The organism is Streptomyces hygroscopicus subsp. hygroscopicus, assembly GCF_030269125.1.
Classification (GTDB): Bacteria; Actinomycetota; Actinomycetes; order Streptomycetales; family Streptomycetaceae; genus Streptomyces; species Streptomyces hygroscopicus_C.
In genome coordinates this window covers 148,033-160,282 of record NZ_BSSM01000009.1, presented here as the reverse complement: position 1 = coordinate 160,282, position 12,250 = coordinate 148,033, and the positions used below count along the sequence as shown (strand labels likewise).

12 protein-coding genes and 1 riboswitch are annotated in these 12,250 nt (G+C 71.3%); of the genes, 3 read left to right on the top strand and 9 right to left on the bottom strand.

Annotation, left to right across the window (positions count from 1 at the left end):
- Positions 1-160: 160 nt before the first annotated feature.
- Positions 161-808 carry a class I SAM-dependent methyltransferase gene (locus QSK45_RS21120; protein WP_285559149.1) on the bottom strand — a complete coding sequence of 216 codons (648 nt, stop codon included), beginning with the start codon at positions 806-808 and terminating at the stop codon, positions 161-163.
- 115 nt (positions 809-923) lie between these two features.
- On the opposite strand from QSK45_RS21120, the gene QSK45_RS21115 reads away from it, so the two are divergent.
- Positions 924-1,505, top strand: a complete 582-nt coding sequence (locus QSK45_RS21115) for a hypothetical protein (RefSeq protein WP_285559147.1) — start codon at positions 924-926, stop codon at positions 1,503-1,505.
- Positions 1,506-1,509: 4 nt separating this feature from the next.
- Here QSK45_RS21115 and QSK45_RS21110 read toward each other — a convergent pair whose 3' ends face one another.
- The 5 genes from QSK45_RS21110 to thrC form a co-directional block, all read right to left on the bottom strand.
- Positions 1,510-2,637 carry an NADH:flavin oxidoreductase gene (locus QSK45_RS21110; RefSeq protein WP_285559146.1) on the bottom strand — a complete coding sequence of 376 codons (1,128 nt, stop codon included), beginning with the start codon at positions 2,635-2,637 and terminating at the stop codon, positions 1,510-1,512.
- 226 nt (positions 2,638-2,863) lie between these two features.
- A complete protein-coding gene (groL, locus tag QSK45_RS21105; RefSeq protein ID WP_037653355.1) occupies positions 2,864-4,486 on the bottom strand; it encodes a chaperonin GroEL in 1,623 nt (540 codons plus the stop codon).
- 300 nt (positions 4,487-4,786) lie between these two features.
- The gene (locus tag QSK45_RS21100) at positions 4,787-4,990 is read right to left on the bottom strand and encodes a cold-shock protein (protein ID WP_037653356.1); all 204 of its coding nucleotides are present in this window, start codon (positions 4,988-4,990) and stop codon (positions 4,787-4,789) included.
- A gap of 445 nt (positions 4,991-5,435) precedes the next feature.
- Positions 5,436-5,714 (bottom strand): MoaD/ThiS family protein, encoded by a 279-nt coding sequence (locus tag QSK45_RS21095; protein WP_285559137.1) that lies wholly within the window; start codon positions 5,712-5,714, stop codon positions 5,436-5,438.
- Entirely contained in the window at positions 5,711-6,994 is a 1,284-nt protein-coding gene (gene thrC / locus QSK45_RS21090; protein ID WP_285559135.1) for a threonine synthase, read from the bottom strand. Before thrC ends, QSK45_RS21095 begins: the two co-directional genes overlap by 4 nt.
- An 18-nt stretch (positions 6,995-7,012) precedes the next feature.
- Positions 7,013-7,184, bottom strand: a riboswitch (SAM riboswitch).
- 144 nt (positions 7,185-7,328) lie between these two features.
- Here thrC and QSK45_RS21085 point away from each other — a divergent pair.
- The gene (locus QSK45_RS21085) at positions 7,329-8,273 is read left to right on the top strand and encodes a glucosyl-3-phosphoglycerate synthase (RefSeq protein WP_285559133.1); all 945 of its coding nucleotides are present in this window, start codon (positions 7,329-7,331) and stop codon (positions 8,271-8,273) included.
- A gap of 83 nt (positions 8,274-8,356) precedes the next feature.
- The gene (locus QSK45_RS21080) at positions 8,357-9,784 is read left to right on the top strand and encodes a trehalose-6-phosphate synthase (RefSeq protein ID WP_285559131.1); all 1,428 of its coding nucleotides are present in this window, start codon (positions 8,357-8,359) and stop codon (positions 9,782-9,784) included.
- On the opposite strand, the gene otsB is transcribed toward QSK45_RS21080, so the two are convergent.
- The 3 genes from otsB to QSK45_RS21065 form a co-directional block, all read right to left on the bottom strand.
- The gene (otsB, locus tag QSK45_RS21075; RefSeq protein WP_285559129.1) at positions 9,772-10,605 is read right to left on the bottom strand and encodes a trehalose-phosphatase; all 834 of its coding nucleotides are present in this window, start codon (positions 10,603-10,605) and stop codon (positions 9,772-9,774) included. The genes QSK45_RS21080 and otsB overlap by 13 nt on opposite strands.
- A gap of 103 nt (positions 10,606-10,708) precedes the next feature.
- Positions 10,709-10,933 carry a DUF3263 domain-containing protein gene (locus QSK45_RS21070; RefSeq protein WP_285559128.1) on the bottom strand — a complete coding sequence of 75 codons (225 nt, stop codon included), beginning with the start codon at positions 10,931-10,933 and terminating at the stop codon, positions 10,709-10,711.
- 17 nt (positions 10,934-10,950) lie between these two features.
- Complete coding sequence (locus QSK45_RS21065) at positions 10,951-12,204, bottom strand: extracellular solute-binding protein (protein WP_490993594.1); 1,254 nt, start codon at positions 12,202-12,204, stop codon at positions 10,951-10,953.
- Between the last annotated feature and the right edge of the window lie 46 nt (positions 12,205-12,250).

The window sequence follows — 12,250 nt, the reverse complement described above, 5'->3', positions numbered from 1 at the left end:
GGGGACACGTGGCGGGGCGTGCCGGCTACGGGGGCGGCGGAGGACGGGGACGGCGGAGGTACGGGCGCGCGGTACGGCGGGCCCGTCCGCGGTCACCCTCTACGCGGGCGGCCTGCTCACGGGCCGCCCGGTCGGCTTCCTGACGGCGTACCCCGTCCTGTCACGACGCGCGCCAGACCAGGGTGTACCGCCAGAAGAACCCCCGCCGCAGCCGGACCCCGGGCAACAGCCGGCGGGCCTCCCCGGCGATCTCCGCGAAGTCCATCTCCGGTTGCCGAGTGGGCGCGGTCATGCTCACGGGCCGCCGCGCGACGGTCCGCCCCCGGTTCCTCACCCAGCCGACCAGCGCGTTGAGCGGCACCGAGAGCACCCCGCGCACGTCCTCGTCCCGGGCGCATCCCACGACGACCAGCGTCCCCCCGGGCGCCAGCTCCGCCCGCAACCGGGTGAGGGTCTCGGTGAAGGGGAGGTGGTGCAGTGCGGCGACACAGGTGATGACGTCGTAGGGGCCGGGCGGCAGTTCGCCGGGGGCGGCGCCGAGGGTGTAGGTGACGCGCGCCGCGGAGCCGGTGGCCTCCCGGGCCCGCTCCAGGATCTCCGGGTCGGCGTCGACGCCGTCCACCCGCCCGGCCCGTCGCGCGAGCAGCCGTACGAGATCCCCCGAGCCGCATCCGACGTCCAGGGCCCGCCCGAAGCGACGGGGCAACTGCCGCAGCAGCCACGGGTGATAGTGGGCGTTGTGGTCCCAGGGATGGGCGGCGTTGAAGCGCTGGAGGGCGTTCAGCAGACGTGCCGGTGGCGTCATCATGAGCGCAGTCCACCACAGCCTCTCCGTGGGGAGCCATGTGAGGCATCGTCGGCTCCGCGGCGGCATCGTGGACACTGGGAGCAAGGAATTCGCCGACCGACCGGAACCCACCACCATGAATCACGCCCAGCTGACCGCCCTGGGGCGAGCGCTTCGGCTGCTCGGGGAGCACGGGGAGGCGTTGGCCGCCGACACGCCGGACGGGCGGCTGCACGAGATGAGGGCGGATCTGCGCAGAGCGCTGGATCTGCTGGAGGAGAGCGTCGGGACGAACGCCCCGGCGACCCGCTGCGCGGAGCATCCGCACGGCCCGGTGGACGAGAGCGCGCCCGATCTGTGCCTGCTGTGCGAGACGCGGCGCCGGGCCGCCCGCCGCTCGGAGTACCAGGGCCGGCCGGGCCCGGCGGAGCCGGTCGCCGCCGCGCCCTCGCGGTACGGCGTCCGCGGCGACCGCCCGCAGCCCCAGCAGCGCTGGCTGCCGGAGCTGTGGAACGGGCAGGAGTGGCAGCTGTGCGGCACCCCCCGCCGCGACCGCCGGGAGGCCGAGGCATACCTCGCCGCCCAGCGGCGCGGCGCCCGGCCGGCGATGGCGTACCGCCTCGTGCACGAGTTCACCGACTACGAGGTGCTCCGCGTCTGGGGCACCCCGGTGCGCGTCGACATCGAGCCGCTGAACGGCGGCATCGGCGGTATCTGAGGCCTCAGCTCAGCGTCTTCATCGACGCCGCGTCGTACGGCGCCAGCTCCTCGACGCGGCCGCCGAGCACCTTCGCCGCCCACTCGGGGTCCTGCAGCAGCGCGCGCCCGACCGCGACCATGTCGAACTCTTCGGCCTCCAGGCGGTCGAGCAGGTCGTCGATGCCCTGGACCGGGGAGCCCTCGCCGGCGAACGCGCCGGTGAAGTCGCCGTCGAGGCCGACCGAGCCGACCGTGATGGCCTGCTTGCCGGTGAGCTTCTTCGTCCAGCCCGCGAGGTTGAGGTCGGAGCCCTCGAACTCGGGCAGCCAGTAGCGGCGGGTGGAGGCGTGGAAGACGTCGACGCCGGCCGCGGCGAGCGGCGCGAGGATCGCCTCCAGCTCCTGCGGGGTCTCGGCGAGCCGGGCGGTGTAGTCCTGCTGCTTCCACTGCGAGTAGCGGAAGATGACGGGGAAGGAGGCCGAGACGCGCTCGCGGACCGCCGCGACGACCTCCGCGGAGAACCTGGCGCGGGCCACCGGGTCGCCGCCGTAGGCGTCGCTGCGGCGGTTGGTGCCCTCCCACAGGAACTGGTCGAGGAGGTAGCCGTGGGCGCCGTGGATCTCCACGCCGTCGAAGCCGATGCGCTCGGCGTCCGCGGCCGCCTGGGCGAACGCGGCGATGACGTCGTCGAGGTCCTGCTGCGTCATGGCCTTGCCGGTGGGCTCGGCGCCCGCGGTGACCAGTCCGGAGGGGCCCATCGCGGGGGCGTCCGGGAAGGGCGCGTCGCCGTCCTTGCGGACCATGCCGATGTGCCACAGCTGCGGGACGATCGTGCCGCCGGCCTCGTGCACGTCCGCGGCGACCTTCGCCCAGCCCGCCAGCTGCTCCTCGCCGTGGAACCGCGGCACCCGGTCGCTCTGGCCGGCCGACTCGTGGCCGACGTAGGTGCCCTCGGTGACGATCAGGCCGACGCCCGCGGCGGCGCGGCGGGCGTAGTACGAGCGCACGTCCTCGCCGGGGACGCCGCCCGGGGAGAACATGCGGGTCATCGGCGCCATCACGATCCGGTTGGGGACGGTGAGGCCGTTGAGCGTGATGGGGCGGGAGAGTACCCGGGCCGCACGGGAGGTGGCGGGCGTGTCGACGGTCACGGTGGGGGCTCCTCAGAGGGTGCTAACCGAGCGGTATGTGAATGTGCATTGTTGTAGACGCTTAAGTAAGCCGCCGTACCGAGGTCAGCATTCCCGCACCCGGAAGCCGTCGTCTGTGACCCCGGCCACGTCCGGGGCGCACGCCAAAGGCCGAGGGCGGCACCTCCTGTCTCGAACAGGAGGTGCCGCCCTCGGTACGTACGGACGTCGATCGACCGGAAGTCGATCAGAAGTCCATGTCACCGCCCGGCATGCCGCCCGGAGCGGCCGCGGCGGCCTTCTCCGGCTTGTCGGCGATGACGGCCTCGGTGGTGAGGAACAGCGCGGCGATGGAGGCGGCGTTCTGCAGCGCGGAACGGGTCACCTTCGCCGGGTCGATGATGCCCTCGGCGACCAGGTCGACGTACTCGCCGGTCGCGGCGTTCAGGCCGTGACCCGGGGTCAGGTTGCGCACCTTCTCCACCACGACACCGCCCTCGAGGCCAGCGTTGACGGCGATCTGCTTGAGCGGGGCCTCCAGGGCGATGCGCACGGCGTTGGCGCCGGTCGCCTCGTCACCCTCGAGCTCCAGCTTCTCGAAGACCTGGGAGGCCTGGAGCAGGGCCACGCCACCACCGGCGACGATGCCCTCCTCGACGGCCGCCTTGGCGTTGCGCACGGCGTCCTCGATGCGGTGCTTGCGCTCCTTGAGCTCCACCTCGGTGGCGGCACCGGCCTTGATGACCGCGACGCCGCCGGCGAGCTTGGCCAGGCGCTCCTGGAGCTTCTCGCGGTCGTAGTCGGAGTCGCTGTTCTCGATCTCGGCGCGGATCTGGTTCACCCGGCCGTTGACCTGCTCGGAGGAGCCGGCACCGTCGACGATGGTGGTCTCGTCCTTGGTGATGACGACCTTGCGGGCGCGGCCCAGGAGGTCCAGGGTCGCGTTCTCCAGCTTGAGGCCGACCTCCTCGGAGATGACCTCGCCGCCCGTGAGGATGGCGATGTCGCCGAGCATGGCCTTGCGGCGGTCGCCGAAGCCCGGGGCCTTGACGGCGACGGACTTGAAGGTGCCGCGGATCTTGTTGACGACCAGGGTCGACAGGGCCTCGCCCTCGACGTCCTCGGCGATGATCAGCAGCGGCTTGCCCGACTGCATGACCTTCTCCAGGAGCGGGAGCAGGTCCTTGACGGAGCCGATCTTGGAGTTCGCGATGAGGATGTACGGGTCCTCGAGCGACGCCTCCATGCGCTCCATGTCGGTCGCGAAGTAGGCGGAGATGTAGCCCTTGTCGAAGCGCATGCCCTCGGTGAGCTCCAGCTCCAGACCGAAGGTGTTGCTCTCCTCGACGGTGATGACGCCTTCCTTGCCGACCTTGTCCATCGCCTCGGCGATCAGCTCGCCGATCTGGGTGTCGGCGGCGGAGATGGACGCGGTGGAGGCGATCTGCTCCTTGGTCTCGACGTCCTTCGCCTGCTCGAGCAGGGCGGCGGAGACGGCCTCGACGGCCTTCTCGATACCGCGCTTCAGGGCCATCGGGTTGGCACCGGCGGCGACGTTGCGCAGGCCTTCCTTGACCAGGGCCTGGGCGAGCACGGTCGCGGTGGTCGTACCGTCACCGGCGACGTCGTCCGTCTTCTTGGCGACTTCCTTGACCAGCTCGGCGCCGATCTTCTCGTACGGGTCCTCGAGCTCGATCTCCTTGGCGATGGAGACACCATCGTTGGTGATCGTGGGGGCGCCCCACTTCTTCTCGAGGACGACGTTGCGACCCTTGGGGCCGAGCGTCACCTTGACGGCGTCCGCGAGCTGGTTCATGCCGCGCTCGAGGCCGCGCCGCGCCTCCTCGTCGAACGCGATGATCTTGGCCATGTGAAGTGGTCCCTCCAGGACTGGGGGTGATTCCTTCGGACCGCGCCCGCGCCCGCGACGGACGGCTCGCCGGCCTGTGGTTCCTTGCCCCACGTGGCCTGCGGGCCTCACCGACCCGGTCCTTCTTTGTCACTCTCACCTTCAGAGTGCTAACGCCAATGATTAGCACTCGGCATGGTCGAGTGCAAGCGCCTCGGGGCCCACGCGGGCGGGTCAGCCGGAGGCGAACACGGTCCGGACCCGGGCATGCCGAAGGGCCCGCACCCTGTGCGAGGTGCGGGCCCTTCGGTCGAGAGAGGTTCAGACGGCGACGCGAACCATGTCGGCCTGCGGACCCTTCTGGCCCTGCGAGATCTCGAACTCGACCCGCTGGCCCTCCTCCAGGGTGCGGTAGCCGTCCATCTGAATGGCGCTGTAGTGGACGAAGACGTCCGCACCACCGTCGACCGCGATGAAGCCGTACCCCTTCTCCGCGTTGAACCACTTGACGGTGCCCTGAGCCATGCCTAACTCCCCTATTACTGGCCCTTGCACAGATCCACACTTCGCGGACCCGGGTCAGACCTCACCCCCCAAATCGGTCGGGGGCGTGCGCCGGAACGCGTCGACCGCGGCTGAATGTATCTGTCCAACTGCCGTCTGCAACAGGTCAATTGGACGAGAATTCTGGACGCGAACGATCCGGAATGTGGGGAGAATTCACCCGACTTCAGGGCAAGTCAGGCCCCGTAAAAGACACAAAAGCCGCGGAAAGCCCGGGTATTTTGGCTACTTCTTATCGGGCCCGCGGAGCAGAATCGAGGGCTTCCCCTCGGTGGTCCGGGGGCGCGTTCCCCAACTCTACCGCGCTCAATCACACAGAATTGCCCCCTCCGCTTCTCTCACGGAGAGGGCAATCCGATGCACCTTCGGTGACCGCCATTACCGAAGGTAATGATCGATCGCGCGGTCAGCAGCCGCCGGCCACCGCCGGGATGATGGAGACTCCCGCGCCGTCCGGGGTGACGGTCGCGAGGCCCTGCTCGAAGCGCACGTCGTCGTCGTTGACGTAGACGTTCACGAACCGGCGCAGCTTGCCCTGGTCGTCCAGGACCCGGGCGGCGATGCCGGTGTGGTTCTTCTCCAGGTCCTCGATGACCTCGGCGAGGGTCGTGCCCTCGGCGGCGACCTCGGCCTGTCCGCCGGTGTAGGTGCGCAGAATGGTGGGGATGCGAACGGTCACGCTCATGCGAGGCCAGCCTCTCGGAAGGAGTCCAGGGTCGGACGGATGGTGGCGGTCAGGCCGGTGCCGGCCACCGCGTCGAGGGTCTTCAGGCCGTCGCCGGTGTTGAGGACGACCGTGGTCTTCGCCGGGTCGAGGGCGCCGCTTTCGATGAGCTTCCTCGTGACGCCGACCGTCACGCCGCCCGCCGTCTCGGCGAAGATGCCCTCGGTGCGGGCCAGCAGCTTGATCGCGGCCACGACCTGCTCGTCCGTCACGTCCTCCACGGCACCGCCGGTGCGCCGGGCGATGTCGAGGACGTAGGGCCCGTCGGCCGGGTTGCCGATGGCGAGGGACTTGGCGATGGTGTTCGGCTTCTGGGGCCGTACGACGTCGTGGCCCGCCTTGAAGGCCGTGGAGACCGGCGAGCAGCCCTCGGCCTGGGCGCCGAAGATCTTGTACGGCTTGTCCTCGACGAGCCCGAGACCGATCAGCTCCTGGAGGCCCTTGTCGATCTTGGTGAGCTGGGAGCCGGAGGCGATCGGGACCACGATCTGGTCGGGCAGCCGCCAGCCGAGCTGCTCGCAGATCTCGTACGCCAGGGTCTTGGAGCCCTCGGCGTAGTACGGCCGCAGGTTCACGTTGACGAAACCCCAGCCCTCGCCGGCCGGATCGCCGATCAGCTCGGAGCAGAAGCGGTTCACGTCGTCGTAGTTGCCCTCGATGCCGACGAGTTCGCCGCCGTAGACCGCGGCCATGACGACCTTGCCCTGCTCCAGGTCGTGCGGGATGAACACGCAGGAGCGCAGGCCCGCGCGGGCGGCGGCGGCGCCGACGGCACCCGCCAGGTTGCCGGTGGAGGAGCAGGACAGCGTGGTGAAGCCGAAGGCGCGGGCCGCCTCCAGGGCCTGGGCGACCACCCGGTCCTTGAAGGAGTGCGTCGGGTTGCCGGAGTCGTCCTTGACGTACAGGCCGCCCGTGACGCCCAGTTCGCGGGCCAGGTTGTCGGCCTTGACGAGCTTGGTCCAGCCGGGGTTGATGTTCGGCTTGTCGGCCACGTCGGCCGGGACCGGCAGCAGCGGTGCGTAGCGCCAGATGTTGGCCGGGCCGTCCTCGATGCGCTTGCGCAGCTCTTCGGTGTCGTAGGCGGAGAAGTCGTAGGCGATCTCCAGCGGGCCGAAGCACTCCTCGCAGGCGAAGACCGGGCCGAGCGGGACGCGGTGGCCGCACTCGCGACAGCTCAGGGCGGCGGCGGGGCCGAGATCGACGGTGGGACTACCGGAGGTTGCAACTGTCTGCACAGCCATGAGAGGCGAGGCCCTTTCTCCTCATCTTCCTCACGACGCACCTCGCCGTGAGACGGATTTGGCACCTTCCCTAGCCGGGAGCCTCGCTGCTCGACGCGTTCGGAGATTTCGAAGCGGTCGAGGACGAGAACCGACTGGAGGGTTGCCGGGGCTTCATCGGGCCGTGTCCCTCTGCCCCTCTGGATGAGCGGTATTCGATTGTGTAAGCGGTTGTCGGCGCGCGATCGACCCCCGACATGCGATGGTCATCGGCGTTGTTCAAGACTGTAACCGAAGGCCAGGAGAGTTGAGATAGTCGTCCGTACCGCGAGACGAGGGTGAGGAGCCGGGGACCGTGCTGGAAGAAGTCGAGCGCTGGATGGCCAACCGCTCCTGGTCCGTGCGCGAACGGCCGGCGCACCAGGTCCTGGCGGCCAAGCAGCGCACCGGCCAGACCATCAGCGTGGTGCTGCCCGCCCTCGACGAGGAGGAGACCGTCGGCGAGATCGTCGCGGCGATCCGGCGCGATCTGGTGGAGCGGGTCCCGCTCGTCGACGAGGTCCTGGTGATCGACTCCGGCTCCACCGACCGCACCTCCGAGGTCGCCGCCGCGGCGGGCGCGCGGGTGGTGCACCGGGACGCGATCCTGCCCCGGATACCCGCGGTGCCGGGCAAGGGCGAGGTGCTGTGGCGCTCCCTGCTCGTCGCCACCGGGGACATCATCTGCTTCGTCGACGCGGATCTCAGGGAGTTCTCCTCCGACTTCGTCCTGGGCATCGTCGGCCCGCTGCTCACCGAGCCGGACGTCCAGCTGGTCAAGGCGATGTACGACCGTCCGCTCGCCGGGAGCGCGGGGCAGGGCGGCCGGGTCACCGAGCTGATGGCGCGCCCGCTGCTGAACATGCACTGGCCGCAGCTCGCGGGCTTCGTGCAGCCGCTGGGCGGGGAGTACGCGGCCCGGCGCTCGCTGCTCGAACAGCTGCCGTTCCCGGTCGGGTACGGCGTGGAGCTGGGCATGCTGGTGGACGCGCTGCACCTGGTGGGCCTCGACGCGCTGGCCCAGGTGGACGTCGGGGTGCGCAAGCACCGGCACCAGGACGGGCAGGCGCTCGGCCGGATGGCGGCCGCCATCTACCGCACGGCGCAGCTGCGGCTGGCCCGCGGCCATCTCGTACGGCCCTCGCTCACCCAGTTCGAGCGGGGCGTGTCCGGCTTCGAGCCGCGCACCTACGCGGTGGACACCGAGGAGCGGCCGCCGATGACCGAGATCGCGGAGTACGCGCGGCGCAAGGTGGCGTGAAAGCGCAGGTACGGGCGGATACGGCCGCCTTCCGGGACGGTCCGTGGGTTTGAGTGATTCCGGGCCGGGCTAGGTTCTGGACCATGGCTTCCACGCACGGTGCTGAGGTGCTGGTCGCGTCGAATCGCGGCCCGGTTTCGTACGAGGCGGGCGAGGACGGCTCGCTGCGCGCCAGACGGGGCGGCGGTGGGCTGGTCTCGGGCCTGTCGGCCATCGGCCCGGAGACGAACGCGGTGTGGGTGTGCGCCGCGCTGGGCGACGGCGACCGGGCGGCCGTCCGGCGCGCCGACGGCGGGCTGCTTCCGCGGGAGGACACCGGCGGGCAGCGGGTGCGCATGCTCGGCATCGACGCGGACGTCTTCGCCGACGCGTACAACGGCATCGCCAACTCGGTGCTCTGGTTCGTGCACCACATGCTGTACCAGACGCCGCTCGAACCCGTCTTCGACGCGGAGTTCCGGCGGCAGTGGGAGGCGTACCGGGCCTACAACCGGGCGTTCGCCGAGGCACTGGCCGAGGAGGCGGGCGAGGGGGCGGCGGTGCTCGTCCAGGACTACCACCTGGCGCTCGCCCCGCGGATGCTCCGCCGGCTCCGGCCCGATCTGCGCATCGGCCACTTCTCGCACACGCCCTGGGCACCGGTGGAGTACTTCCGGCTGCTGCCGGACGACATCGCGGCGGAGCTGCTGACCGGCGTCCTCGGCGCGGACCGGGCGGCCTTCCTCACGCGGCGCTGGGCGGACGCGTTCACCGAGTGCTGCCACGCGGTGCTGGGGCCCGGCATCCCCGCCGGGACGCGGATCGGGGTGCACGGGCTCGGCGCGGACGCCGACTTCCTGCGCGAGCGGTCCCACCGCGCCGACGTGGACGAGCGGATGGCGGCGCTGCGCGCGGAGATCGGCGAGGGCCGCCAGAGCATCGTCCGCGTCGACCGTACCGAGCTGTCCAAGAACATCGTGCGCGGGCTGCTGGCGTACCGGCAGCTGCTGGACGGGCGTCCGGAGTGGCGGGAGCGGGTCGTGCACCTCGCGTTCGCGTACCCCTCCCGGCAGGACCTCGCCGTGTACCGGGACTACACGGCGGAGGTGCGGCGGGTGGCCGACGAGATCAACTCGCGGTACGGCACGCCCGGTTGGACCCCCGTGGTGCTCCATGTGAGGGACGACTTCGCCCGCTCCCTGGCCGCGTACCGGCTCGCCGACGTGGCCCTCGTCAACCCGATCCGGGACGGCATGAACCTGGTCGCCAAGGAGGTGCCGGTCGTCTCCGACGAGGGATGCGTGCTGGTCCTGTCGCGGGAGGCGGGGGCGTGCGAGGAGATGGGCGAGGACGCGGTGGTGGTGAACCCGTACGACATCACGGGCACGGCCGACGCCCTGCACGCGGCGCTGACCATGCCGGCGGCGGAACGCGCGGAGCGCTCGAAGCGGCTGGCCGCGGCGGGTACGGCGCTGCCGCCGGCCAAGTGGTTCCTGGACCAGCTGCACGCACTGGACGATCAGTCCAGCTGAGCCGCCAGCGCGGTGAGCAGCCGTACGACGCCCTCGGGACCGTCGACCACCAGGTCCGCCTTCTCGGCCAGCTCGGTGACCTCCGTGCTGCCGCTGCACACGAGGAGGCCGGGGGTGCCCTCGGAGCGGAGCTTGTCGACGGCGGCGTAGGCGGGGAGATCGCCGAGGTCGTCGCCGGCGTAGAGCACGCAGGCGGCGCCGGTCTCGCGGAGGTACTCGCTGAGGGCGACGCCCTTGTCCATGCCCGGCGGGCGCAGTTCCAGGACCATCCGGCCGGGTTCCACGACGAGCCCGTGGCGGGCGGCGAGATCGGCGAGGGGGCCGCGCAGGGCGTCGAGCGCCGCCTGGGGGTCCTCGGCGCGGCGGGTGTGCACCGCGACGGCGCGGCCCTTCTCCTCGATCCAGGTGCCCCGCCAGGCGCCGACCCGGTCCAGCAGGCCCGGCAGCTCGGCGCGGACGGCGGCGACGCCGGGGTGGGGAGCGGGGGCGGTGACGACGCCGGTGGCGGCGTCCCAGCGTTCGGCGCCGTAGTGGCCGAGGACGGTGAGGCGGGCGAGGCCGGGAACCCCGGCGAAGCCGCCGTAGCGCACCGCGACGCCGGCGGGCCGGCCGGTGATCACGGCGACGTGGGCGACCTTGGGGGCGAGGGCGGTGAGCGCGGCCACGGCGTCGGGGTGGGCGCGGGCCTGCTCGGGGTCGGCGACGATGGGGGCGAGGGTGCCGTCGAAGTCCAGGCCGATCACCGCGGCGGCGGGGTTGGCGAGCAGCGCCGCGAGTCCGTCCCGGCCGGCCTGGGTGGCGGGGGTCGGCAGAGGATCCATGTACCGAACACTATCCAGCGGGGGCGTCCGCCACGCCTGGCGCGCTGTTCCGGCCGCCGGCCCGCCCATCCGCCGCCCGAAGCCGTCGGCGCGAAGGCGCGGCTCAGCGCTCCGACCGACGCGTCTCCCGGATCCGGCGCAGGCGGTTCACCGTGACCGGGTCGTGGGAGAGGGCGCGTTCGTCGTCGAGGAGGGCGTTGAGCAGCTGGTAGTAGCGGACCGGGGAGAGGTGGAGGTCCTCGCGGATGGCGCGTTCCTTCGCGCCGGGGCCCGCGAAGGGCCGGCGTTCCAGTGCGAGGATGGCCTTCTCGCGCTCGCCCAGTTCCATGGGGGAAACCGTAGCGCTCAGTCGGTGCTCGCGGCGCTGTCCGCGGCCGTGGCCCTGGCCTGGAGACGGGTGAGGACGGTCGCGGGGTCGCCGCCGGGGGCGACCGCCTGGCCGATGTCCTGCTTCACGGCCGCGCTGACCGACGCCCAGGAGGTCTTGCCCGCCGGATACAGCTCGCTCGTGGCCAGCTGGTCGAGGAAGGGGTGCAGGGCCTTGTCGGACGCCGCGTCCGAGGCGCTCATGGCGTTGGACGCGGAGGTGGTGACCGGCAGCAGACCGTAGGCGCGGGAGAAGTCGAGGACGTTCTTCTCGCTGTAGACGAAGTTCAGGAAGTCGCCGATCCGGTCGGCGTGGCCGTTCTGCTTGAACGCCATCATCCAGTCGGACACCCCCATCGACGCCCTCGCCCGCCCGGTCCGGCTCGGCGTCGGCACCATGCCGAACCGCACGCCCTTCTCCTCGGCCTGCTGGATCAGCGTGGGATGCCCGTTGACCATGCCGACCCGGCCGTCGGCGAACGCCGCGAACGCCTGCGCCCGGTTCAGCTTCCCCGGCGGCACCGGCCCGGTGAGCCCCTTGCCGACCAGGTCGTCCTTGAGCCAGTCGAAGGTCCGCACGTTCTGCTCGGAGTCGATGGTGTAGGTGCCGATGTCGTCGGTGTAGCCGGTACCCCCGGACCCGCCGTTCCCGCCGCTGAGCAGCCACTGCATCGTCTCGGCCTGCGCCTCCTCGGGGCCGAGCGGCAGCGCGAAGGGGTACTCCACCCCCCTCGCCTTGAGCGCCTTCGCGTCCGCGGCCAGCTCGTCCCAGCTGGTCGGCGGGGTGAGGCCGGCGCTCGCGAAGAGCGTCTTGTTGTAGAAGAGCACCCGTGTGGACGCGGCGAAGGGTATGCCGTACTGCGTGTGGCTCCACTGGCCGGCGTCGGACAGCTGGGAGAGGAAGTCCGCCTGGGTGCGGATGGAGAGCAGGTCGGAGGCCGGGTACAGCTTGCCCGCGGCCGCGTAGTCGGCGTAGGCGCCGATCTGGGCCATGTCCGGCGCGTGTCCGGCGTCCACCATCTCCTTGACCTTGCGGTCGACGTCGTTCCAGGAGTACACGCTGACCTGGACCCGCACGCCCGGGTGTGTCGTCTCGTACTCCTTGACCAGCGAGTCCCAGTACTTCCGCGAACTGTTCGCCGGCGAGTCGCCGTAGTCCGCGGCCACGAGTCTGAGGGTCACGTCGGAGGAGCCCGTGCTCCCGCAGCCGCCGAGGAGTGCGGTCATGCCCATGGCGGACACCATCGCGATCATTCCTGCCGTACGCCGACGCACCGTC

Excerpts from the sequence above, each read along its gene's own strand:
- otsB (WP_285559129.1), bottom strand. The coding sequence starts at position 10,605 with ATGGATCCTCTGCCGACCCCCGCCACCCAGGCCGGCCGGGACGGACTC.
- QSK45_RS21080 (WP_285559131.1), top strand. The coding sequence starts at position 8,357 with ATGGCTTCCACGCACGGTGCTGAGGTGCTGGTCGCGTCGAATCGCGGC.
- QSK45_RS21100 (WP_037653356.1), bottom strand. The coding sequence starts at position 4,990 with ATGGCTCAGGGCACCGTCAAGTGGTTCAACGCGGAGAAGGGGTACGGC.
- QSK45_RS21095 (WP_285559137.1), bottom strand. The coding sequence starts at position 5,714 with ATGAGCGTGACCGTTCGCATCCCCACCATTCTGCGCACCTACACCGGC.
- QSK45_RS21120 (WP_285559149.1), bottom strand. The coding sequence starts at position 808 with ATGATGACGCCACCGGCACGTCTGCTGAACGCCCTCCAGCGCTTCAAC.
- thrC (WP_285559135.1), bottom strand. The coding sequence starts at position 6,994 with ATGGCTGTGCAGACAGTTGCAACCTCCGGTAGTCCCACCGTCGATCTC.
- QSK45_RS21070 (WP_285559128.1), bottom strand. The coding sequence starts at position 10,933 with ATGGAACTGGGCGAGCGCGAGAAGGCCATCCTCGCACTGGAACGCCGG.
- QSK45_RS21115 (WP_285559147.1), top strand. The coding sequence starts at position 924 with ATGAATCACGCCCAGCTGACCGCCCTGGGGCGAGCGCTTCGGCTGCTC.
- QSK45_RS21065 (WP_490993594.1), bottom strand. The coding sequence starts at position 12,204 with ATGGGCATGACCGCACTCCTCGGCGGCTGCGGGAGCACGGGCTCCTCC.
- groL (WP_037653355.1), bottom strand. The coding sequence starts at position 4,486 with ATGGCCAAGATCATCGCGTTCGACGAGGAGGCGCGGCGCGGCCTCGAG.